Below are 9,363 nucleotides of genomic sequence, written 5' to 3'. Positions count from 1 at the left end.
TGGTGGGTCATGATGGATTCGAACCATCGACCAACGGATTAAAAGTCCGCTGCTCTACCAGCTGAGCTAATGACCCTAACCGCGGACGCATATCTTACTGATTTACGGAATTTCTGCAACCAAAAACTGTGATTTTTTGCTTAGGATGACGCTAACTGCTTAAAATGCCAGCGAAGCGCTGCCGTTCTAAGCGTTATTTGTGCAATGGTTAAACAGTAAAGAAAAAACCCGGCACAGGGCCGGGTTGATCATTTAAGCGCCTCAAGGCGTTCCTTTGCCAATCTGGCAGCTGTAGTGCTGCCGTGAGCAGATGTCAGTTTTCGATAATGCGTGACGGCTGTTGCCTTGTCATTTTCGCGTTCTGCTATCTGACCGAGCTTTAACAGTGCATCTGCCACTTTGTTCGAATCGGCAAAGTTATTAACCACTCGCTCAAACTGGGTTTTTGCCTTAGCTAGCTCGCTATTATTAAATAACAACTGCCCTAGCCAATAATGCGCGTTTGGCGCATAAACTGAATTCGGATAAGTACGCAAAAAAGTCTCAAATTCAGGAATAGCAGCATCATAACGCCGATCTTTTAGCACCATGTTTACCGCTTTGTCGTAGGCGTCGGTTTCAGAAATATTCCCTGAAACCATGACCGCCGGACCACTTGTTGCTGGTTGCGCGGCACTGGGCGCTGCCGTTGAAGCAGTTCCCTGTACAGCGCTAACCCGCCGATCTATTTCCTGGTAAATATCGCGTTGACGCTGAACAATTTCATCCAGCTGATACGAATGAGTTTCAGTGACACCACGCAACTCACTGACTTCATCCAACAGAATTTGCAACTGTTGTTGCATTCGAACCTGGCCTTCAGCCCGGGCTTCAACTACCCGCTCCAATGCTGCAAGTCGTTGTTCCATCGTACCTGCAGCAGGCGTAGTAGCGGATGAAGCCGTTCTGCCGCTTCTGCCTATCTCAGTAACTGGCGCCGGATTTGCCCAGACGCCAACACTGACTAAGGACATTGCTATAAGCAGAGGTTTTTTCACTGTCATCCTCACTCGTACCTTTATTTAATTAATATACCAATACCGCGCGACGGTTTTTAGCATAAGCAGCTTCGTTTGTTTCACGAACTGCAGGCTTCTCTTCACCGTAGCTAACAGTAGAGATTTGACCAGCGCTTACGCCCAGGTTTTGTAAATACTGAACAACAGACAGCGCACGACGCTCGCCCAGGGCGATGTTGTACTCTGGCGTACCACGTTCGTCAGTATGACCTTCAACAGTCACACGTACGCTTGGGTTAGCGCGCAGGAACTCGCCATGTGCTTGTAACACTTCAGCAAATTCTGGACGGATAGTAGCACGGTCAAAATCGAAGTATACGGTGTTTTCACGACGTAACGCTTCCATTTTCTGACGCATTTGCTCAGCAGCAGTAGCCGCTGGATCAACACGCTCTACCTGCACAGTTTGCGTAGTTGCTGAACTATCAGCATCGCCAGCACCCGTTGATGATTTTGAGCTACATGCAGCCAGTGTTAAAACTGGAACTGCAATTAACAAGCCCTTTAATACTTTGTTTAAGTTCATAATATTGTCCTTAGATTAATTTACCAAGTTTTACCAAGTTTTTGTTTTATAAAAAAGGTGACCACGCCGGCGATTTCACCTGTCCATCAGCCGCCGGTAGTCTTGCTTTAAAACGCCCATCCATAGAAACCAGTGCCAACACCTGCGAACGACCATGCATAGTGCTGTATATAATCATAGAACCATTTGGCGCAATGCTCGGTGACTCATCCAGATTAGTGGCAGTCAGCACTTGCATAAAACGGCTTTGTCTATCCATACGAGCTAACTGATAACGCCCACCAGTGCGATTAACCATCACCACCGACTGACCATCAGGCGTAAAGGTACCAGCCAGGTTCATCTCGCCTTCAAAAGTTAAACGCCGTGTATCGCCTGTGGCTAAATTTACAGTGTAAAGTTGCGGGTTACCACCGCGCTCAGAACTAAATACGATTTCTTTACCATCCGGTGACCAACTTGGTTCGGTGTCAATAGCGCGATGGTTAGTCACTCGGGTTAAAGCTTTAGTGGCAACATCCATCACGTAAATCTCAGCGTTGCCATCTTTAGATAACACCATTGCTATTTTTCGACCGTCTGGTGACCATGTTGGCGCACTATTAATGCCAGGGAACGACGTTAAAATAGTTCGGCGGCCAGTATAAATGTCCTGAATGTAAATCTGCGCCTGGCGCTTTTCAAAAGTTACATAAGCTAACTTAGTGCCGTCTGGCGACCAGTTTGGCGACATTAATGGTTCTTTTGAGCGTAACAATACCTGCTCATTATAGCCGTCATAATCCGCTACAACGAGCTGATATGGAAATTCAGCATTCGGACGTACTAATACATAGGCGATCTTTGTTAAAAAAGCCCCACGTTCACCGGTTAGTTTTTCATATACAATGTCGCTGATGCGATGCGCATACTGGCGGAACTGGCTACCGTTAATAGTGGTACTGCGGCTGTCCAACATATAATGTGCCGTAGTAGACAATTGCCCCTGATTTAGCATCCGGCTACTGGCACCAGTATTACCTTTGAGCACATCAATAAGCTCGAACACCACTTCGTAGCGGTCAATACCCACTTCAGTGACTTCGCCCATAACAATAGCTTCAACACCCTCTTTCGCCCAGGCGCTAAAATTAATCTCTGACGACTTAGCTGGCCGCTGCGGCATTTTAATAAAAGGAATAGGATTAAACTTACCGCTACGCATCAAATCAGCAGCTACCACCTCGGCGATATTTTCTTTAGGCAATGTAGTACCTTTAAAGGTAAAAGGTAACACTGCAACGGGCCGCGCTGAATCAACGCCACCGGTAATAATAATTTCTAAGGAGGCATGCGCTTGCACACCTAGCAACAGCAAAAAGCTGCAAAACACTGTACGTAATATTTTAGTCATCATCTAAATTCTGGTGCCACCGTTAACGTTATATCTTTGAGTTGGTTATACACATCCGGATCGGGTGACATTGGCAAAGTACCGGCACGGTTAACTGCCCGCACAGCCGCATCACAAACAACCCGCTCGCCGCTTATCACATTGACACTGGTTACAAAACCATTGGTTGCCAGCCTGATATTGACCCGGCAGGTACGCCCGCGCATGGTCGATTCATCTTTAATTAAATTCCGATCTATCGCATCGCTTATCATTGCAGTGTAACGTTGCACTTCGGTTACAGCCTGCTGCGCTCTGGCACGACGCCGCGCTTCAGCCTCTGCCGACATTTGCTCTTGCATCATGCGTTCTTGCTCAGCCCGCTCGCGATCTTCGCGCGCTTTACGCTCTCTTTCTGCCTGCGCTTTTGCTAGTGCTTCCTGCTCTGCCTTACGCTTAGCCTCAGCCGCTTTAGCCGCTTCTTCTGCTTTTTTCCGCTCTTGCTCGCGAGCAATACGTTGTTGTTCTGCAGCCTTAGCTTTTGCCGCTTCAGTTTCTTGCTGCTGCTTGGCTTCTGCTGCGGCGCGACGTGATGCCTGTGCGGCTTCATCGGCTTTACGCTTTTCTTCTGCTACCCGCTTTAACCTGGCTTCTTCTGCAGCACGCGAACGTTCTGCTTGTTGTGCCCGGCGTTCCAAGTCGCGGATACGTTGCTCTTCTGCCTTGCGCGCATCGTCTTGCTGTTTTTTGATTTCAGCAACCCGTTGCTCCAATACCTGTTTGTCAATGGCCACTGCTTCAACTGGAGCAGGCGGAGGCGGCGGCGCGCTGGCAGCACTGCTACCAGCTTCACCAGATATAACAATTTGCGTTGGCTTGGGCCAAAAACTCAAGCTACTAATAAATAAAATCAACACTAAGCTTAGATGCAAGCCCACTGACTTAGTCAATGGTGTTTGCCACCATTTTTGTACAGCATCAGACTTCATTATCAGTCATCAACCCTACAGCGGGTGCTCCAGCATTTTTCAATACATTAATAAGTCGAATTATCGAGTTGTAATCCACTCGTCCATCACCCTTTACTATTACCTGAGTACCGGGTTCAATACTAAGCCAGCTTGCAACCTCAACCGTTAACTGCGTTGCAGTAAAAGGCCCCTGATTTTTGCCGTCTTTTTCAAAATAATACAAACCGTCTTCGTCTACTGTTGCCACAAGCGGTGTTTTACCATCTTTCAATTGTTCCAACGGCTCCGCTGCCGACTTAGGTAGCTCAACTTTTACCCCCTGCGTAATGATAGGGGTCGTCACCATAAAAATCACCAATAGCACTAGCATAACATCGATGTAGGGCACTACGTTAATTTCCGCTACTGGGCGGCGCTTTTTACGGGTGTAACTCATTAGCCTTGCTCTCCGCTCGTTACTGCCTGGCGGTGTAAAATATTGGCAAATTCTTCCACAAAATTTACATAGCTATTTTCCAACTGCTCTACCTGAGTAGAAAACTTGTTATAAGCAATTACTGCCGGAATAGCAGCAAATAAACCGATTGCTGTTGCAATCAGGGCTTCTGCAATACCTGGGGCAACCATTGCTAAGGTCGCTTGCTGCACAGCACCCAGCGCAATAAAAGAATTCATAATGCCCCAAACGGTACCAAACAAACCGATATAAGGGCTAATAGAGCCTACTGTAGCTAAAAAAGGCAGATCAGATTCCAAACGTTCAACTTCACGCGACAAGCCAACTCGCATCGCCCTATGTGTGCCGTCCATTACCGCTGCCGACTGGCGGCTGGTTTTATGCATTCTGGCAAATTCTTTAAAACCCGCTTTGAACAAGGCCTCCATACCGTTGGCATGTTGCCGCGCACTCACTTCAGCATATAATTTCGATAAATCGATACCCGACCAGAACCTGTCTTCAAATTTTTTGGCATCATCCAGCGCTTCTTTTAAAATTTTCTTGCGCTTGAAGATCATGGCCCAAGAGGTAATAGACATCCCTACCAGGATCAACATCACTGCCTGAACAACTATGCTGGCTTCCAGTAATAAATGCAGAATCGAAATTTCACCTGACACGCGTTAACACCTCTATAATTTCTGCCGGTATCGACCGGGCTTTTAACTGCACGGGATCCACACAAGCCACTTTGATCTCGGCACTACATATTAATTGCTGTGGCGCGTTATAAATTTCTTGCTTAAAAATCAAACTCGCACGTTTTAAACTACTGATTTCACTGCACACGGTCAACTGTTCATTGAACTTTGCTGGACGTTTATTCTGCATTTGAACGTCTGTCACCACAAAAGCGACGTGCTGCCGCAGCCAGATATCCTGCTCAACTCCAAGGGCACGCAACCATTCGGTGCGCGCTCGTTCGAAGTATTTCAGGTAATTTGCATAGTAAACAATGCCGCCAGCATCGGTATCTTCATAATACACCCGCACTGGCCAAGAGAAGTTGTTTCGCTGCATCTGGATCCGTATTCTTTCGCGCCTGTATGATAATTAAGCCAGAGCAGGAACTCAATTGCCTACACGCTAATTTGGCAACTATATTTTTTCGCACTGACTACTTGTTTTTTTTCAAAACATTCTATGGACCCATTATCTAGAGTTAAGTTCCATTTTAGAAGCCCTAGATAAGTTAAAATTGCATTAAAAAGCGTTAAGCAACGATACGGGTTATAAAGTAAAAAAGTAATCTGGGTTTATGATGATACTTTTAGCTGAACAGAGCATGAACACTTTATAATTAAAGGGGTAATGTAATAGTTTTTAGCACATCACTTCTTACGCCTTCGCTATAAGGCATTAGTTTTTTTTATGTCAAAACCGTGTTTTTTCTCGTTTGAAGTAAAAGCTCCAAATCTTTATCATACGCTTGTGTTCTGAGCTAGCGCAAAGACAGCTAAAAAAGTGGTAGCGATTTTTAGTTGTTTAGTACAGGTCACTTAACGATGAGACTTTGTGAGAGAGGTTTTGTTGTTTGCTCCAAGCATGTTCCCTGGATTTATTGAAGCACTCCTTCAACTTGTTGCTTGCCCGCTTCCTGAGCGGGCTTTTTTTTTGCGTATAAATCAGCAAACATATCTTATCAGGCACTTTATAACGCTTAGCCTCTTACTGATTCGAGCAGTGCTAATAGCGACACCTTCTGTAAAAATATACTGATAAAGCGCTGACTCTACTTAGAATTCGTTTGGCTAATTTGTCGAGTCAGGCAAATCAAATCCTAGATGCTGATAGGCCCTGGGGGTAGCAATACGGCCTCTGGGTGTGCGCTGAATAAAGCCTTGTTGAATTAAAAATGGCTCTATTACATCTTCAATGGTTTCTTTCTCCTCACCAATAGCAGCCGCAAGGTTATCTAAACCTACCGGACCGCCCATAAATTTATCAATAATGGCATCTAGTAGCTTCCGATCCATATAGTCAAAGCCCTGAGCATCTACATCAACCATTTTCAGTGCCGCCGCGGCGACATCAACCGTCACCTGACCATTGGCCTTTACCTGTGCAAAGTCACGTACCCGGCGTAATAAGCGATTAGCAATTCGAGGAGTGCCACGAGAGCGACGAGCGATTTCTGTAGCCCCCTCTGCATCCAACTGCATATTTAAAAAATGGGCCGAGCGTTGAATAATTTGGCTCAGCTCCTCTACTTTATAAAATTCTAAACGCTGTACTATGCCAAAGCGATCTCTAAGCGGTGAAGTTAACGCACCAGCTCGAGTAGTGGCCCCCACTAGAGTAAAAGGTGGCAAATCAAGTTTGATAGAACGCGCGGCAGGCCCCTCGCCAATCATTAAATCTAACTGATAGTCTTCCATTGCCGGATAAAGTATTTCTTCTACCACTGGGCTTAGACGGTGAATTTCGTCAATAAAAAGCACGTCATTTTCTTCAAGATTAGTTAACAGCGCCGCCAGATCGCCGGCTTTTTCTAACACTGGGCCAGAGGTCGTTTTAATATTCACCCCCATCTCATTAGCAACTATCATCGCTAAGGTGGTTTTACCCAAGCCGGGTGGGCCGAAAATCAGTAAGTGATCTAAAGGTTCGCCACGACCACGGGCAGCTTCAATAAAAATGGCCATTTGTTCGCGGACATGCACTTGACCAGTATAATCCGCCAGCGATTTTGGTCGAATGGCCCGATCAATAGCTTCATCTTCTTTTAAGGCTTTTGGTTGGATCAGGCGATCTGCTTCTATCATAGGTGGCCTTTCATTATTTAAAGGTAGCGCGTTAAATCATGCTTTTTAAAGCAGCTTTAATCAACTGCTCACTGCTAATACCGGGTGTTAATTGTTGCTTAACGGCTTTTGCTGCTTGTAATCGCGAATAGCCAAGACCTACCAGCGCACTGATGGCATCTTGCTCAGCGGAAGCCGGCGGCGCAAAGAAGGCTTCATCATCCTGCAGAATCAGCTTATCGCTCACCGCTGTGGTTGCAGAAACGCCCCAATCTTTTAAACGATCACGCATTTCGATAACGAGCCGTTCGGCGGTTTTTTTACCCACCCCCGGTAATTTTACTAGGGTACTAATGTCATCAAACTGCACACAACGTACAAATTGTTGGGCGGTCATCCCCGATAAAATGGTCAGGGCTAACTTAGGGCCAACACCGTTGGCTTTAATCAGCTGCCGAAACAGACTGCGCTCGGTTTGATTGCTAAAACCATATAATAATTGCGCGTCTTCCCGCACCACAAAGTGGGTATAAATAATGGTAGTTTTACCCACCTCGGGTAAAGCATAGAAGCTGGTAAGGGGTAATTGTACTTCGTAACCTACCCCAGCAACCTCTATCAAGAGATCTGGCGGCTGTTTTTCTAAAATAGTACCGTTTAAACATCCAATCATAATGTGGTCTTTTCTTTAGGTTAAATCGGTTTCGGTAAAGGCCTGCCGCATAGCTTATCCAGAATACCTTAAGCAGCATAATCTGAGGCTATCCGCATCCAGACTAACATAGGCATGAAGATGGTTAGGAGATCACGCTAACGTAAACGCCCACGCACCGTTTTGCGCGCCTGTCCCGCCATAGCAATTAAGCTTTGCTGGGTATGAGCATGGCATAGCGCAACCGCCAGCGCATCGGCGGCATCGGCTTGTGGGTTGGCCGGCAGCTTTAGTAGGTGCCGAACCATATGCTGAACCTGCGCCTTATCGGCCGCACCGGTACCCACTACCGCCTGTTTTACCTGTCGGGCAGAATATTCATGCACCTCAAGCCCGGCATGCTTGGCTGCAACAATAGCCGCACCACGGGCTTGACCCAGCTTTAATGCCGAGTCTGGGTTTCGGGCCATAAATACTTGTTCAATCGCAAAAATAGTGGGCTGGGTTTGCGCGATAATCTCAGAGATACCATTAAAAATACGCAATAAGCGCTCAGGCAACTCATCAGTACCCAGCCGGATACAGCCACTGGCGATGTACACAAATTTACCTGCCTGTTGTTTAATAACACCGTAACCGGTAAGACGACTGCCCGGATCGATTCCGAGAATAATATTCAAGTTGACTCCGGCCAGTGGTGCATCATTCCAGGTACCATTATACCCATTATTTTCAATCTAGCTCAGCCATAATGGCATCACTGATCTCGGCGTTATGATAGACATTTTGCACATCATCAGAGTCTTCCAGCGCATCGAGCATTTTAATAAACTTCGCTGCATTCTCCGCATCCAGCTCTGCCCGTGTATCAGGTAGTAGGCTGATTTCGGCATTTTCAGGCTGAAAACCCGCCGCCGCTAACAGGTCTTTGACTTCGTTATAAGCGTCCGGGCTGGTCAGCACTTCAATACTGCCATCAGGCTGAGTTTGTACATCATCAGCACCGGCTTCCAGAGCCACATCAAGCAGCGCATCCTCATCAATGCCTGGTGCAAAAAACAGTACACCTTTACGGTGAAATAAGTAGTTTACCGAGCCTGTAGTACCCAAATTACCACCGTATTTGGTAAAGGCATGCCTTACGTCGGCGACAGTGCGCTTATTATTGTCCGTCATGGTTTCAACAATTACCGCTACACCACCCGGGCCATAACCTTCGTAAACCAGTTCTTCGTAATTATCGCCCTCTTGCATACCGGCACCGCGTTTTATCGCGCGATCAATGGTATCGCGGGTCATATTTTCAGATAGGGCTTTGTCTACCGCTAAACGTAGTCTGGGATTGGCACTGGTATCGGGGCTGCTGCGCGCAGCTACGGTCAGCTCGCGAATGATTTTGGTCCAAATTTTACTTTTTTTCGCATCTTGACGGGCTTTGCGATGCTTCATATTCGCCCATTTGCTATGTCCAGCCATTTGGTACTCCTGCAGGATAGCAAACAGCGGGGCTTAGTCTCCCGCTGTATTCGTACTTAGGTTCG

At 46.7% G+C, this 9,363-nt stretch carries 11 protein-coding genes and 1 tRNA gene; all 12 read right to left on the bottom strand.

From position 1 onward, the window contains the following. Positions 1-76, bottom strand: a tRNA-Lys gene (locus tag IE163_RS10460). Positions 77-248: 172 nt separating this feature from the next. Continuing rightward, a complete protein-coding gene (gene ybgF / locus IE163_RS10455) occupies positions 249-1,043 on the bottom strand; it encodes a tol-pal system protein YbgF (RefSeq protein WP_189432916.1) in 795 nt (264 codons plus the stop codon). A gap of 22 nt (positions 1,044-1,065) precedes the next feature. Beyond that, on the bottom strand, positions 1,066-1,584 hold the full coding sequence (pal, locus tag IE163_RS10450) for a peptidoglycan-associated lipoprotein Pal (protein WP_189432915.1): 519 nt from the start codon (positions 1,582-1,584) through the stop codon (positions 1,066-1,068). Positions 1,585-1,630: 46 nt separating this feature from the next. Continuing rightward, the gene (gene tolB / locus IE163_RS10445) at positions 1,631-2,977 is read right to left on the bottom strand and encodes a Tol-Pal system beta propeller repeat protein TolB (protein WP_229833534.1); all 1,347 of its coding nucleotides are present in this window, start codon (positions 2,975-2,977) and stop codon (positions 1,631-1,633) included. Continuing rightward, positions 2,977-3,945 carry a cell envelope integrity protein TolA gene (gene tolA / locus IE163_RS10440; RefSeq protein WP_189432913.1) on the bottom strand — a complete coding sequence of 323 codons (969 nt, stop codon included), beginning with the start codon at positions 3,943-3,945 and terminating at the stop codon, positions 2,977-2,979. Before tolA ends, tolB begins: the two co-directional genes overlap by 1 nt. Continuing rightward, positions 3,935-4,363, bottom strand: a complete 429-nt coding sequence (gene tolR, locus IE163_RS10435) for a protein TolR (RefSeq protein ID WP_189432912.1) — start codon at positions 4,361-4,363, stop codon at positions 3,935-3,937. The genes tolA and tolR overlap by 11 nt, the downstream gene beginning before the upstream one ends. Beyond that, positions 4,363-5,046: a protein TolQ gene (gene tolQ, locus IE163_RS10430; RefSeq protein WP_189432911.1), complete on the bottom strand. Its 684-nt coding sequence runs from the start codon at positions 5,044-5,046 to the stop codon at positions 4,363-4,365. Before tolQ ends, tolR begins: the two co-directional genes overlap by 1 nt. Next, entirely contained in the window at positions 5,036-5,446 is a 411-nt protein-coding gene (ybgC, locus tag IE163_RS10425; protein WP_189432910.1) for a tol-pal system-associated acyl-CoA thioesterase, read from the bottom strand. Before ybgC ends, tolQ begins: the two co-directional genes overlap by 11 nt. A gap of 731 nt (positions 5,447-6,177) precedes the next feature. Further along, a complete protein-coding gene (gene ruvB, locus IE163_RS10420) occupies positions 6,178-7,191 on the bottom strand; it encodes a Holliday junction branch migration DNA helicase RuvB (protein ID WP_189432909.1) in 1,014 nt (337 codons plus the stop codon). A gap of 31 nt (positions 7,192-7,222) precedes the next feature. Next, positions 7,223-7,843: a Holliday junction branch migration protein RuvA gene (gene ruvA / locus IE163_RS10415; protein ID WP_189432908.1), complete on the bottom strand. Its 621-nt coding sequence runs from the start codon at positions 7,841-7,843 to the stop codon at positions 7,223-7,225. Between the two features lie 137 nt (positions 7,844-7,980). Continuing rightward, positions 7,981-8,502, bottom strand: a complete 522-nt coding sequence (ruvC, locus tag IE163_RS10410) for a crossover junction endodeoxyribonuclease RuvC (RefSeq protein ID WP_189432907.1) — start codon at positions 8,500-8,502, stop codon at positions 7,981-7,983. Between the two features lie 52 nt (positions 8,503-8,554). Beyond that, positions 8,555-9,298 carry a YebC/PmpR family DNA-binding transcriptional regulator gene (locus tag IE163_RS10405; protein WP_189432906.1) on the bottom strand — a complete coding sequence of 248 codons (744 nt, stop codon included), beginning with the start codon at positions 9,296-9,298 and terminating at the stop codon, positions 8,555-8,557. Between the last annotated feature and the right edge of the window lie 65 nt (positions 9,299-9,363).

This window comes from Alishewanella longhuensis, assembly GCF_014653435.1.
Taxonomy (GTDB): Bacteria; Pseudomonadota; Gammaproteobacteria; order Enterobacterales; family Alteromonadaceae; genus Alishewanella; species Alishewanella longhuensis.
Note: the sequence above shows the minus strand (reverse complement) of the source record. Positions and strands in the feature narration are given on the sequence as shown.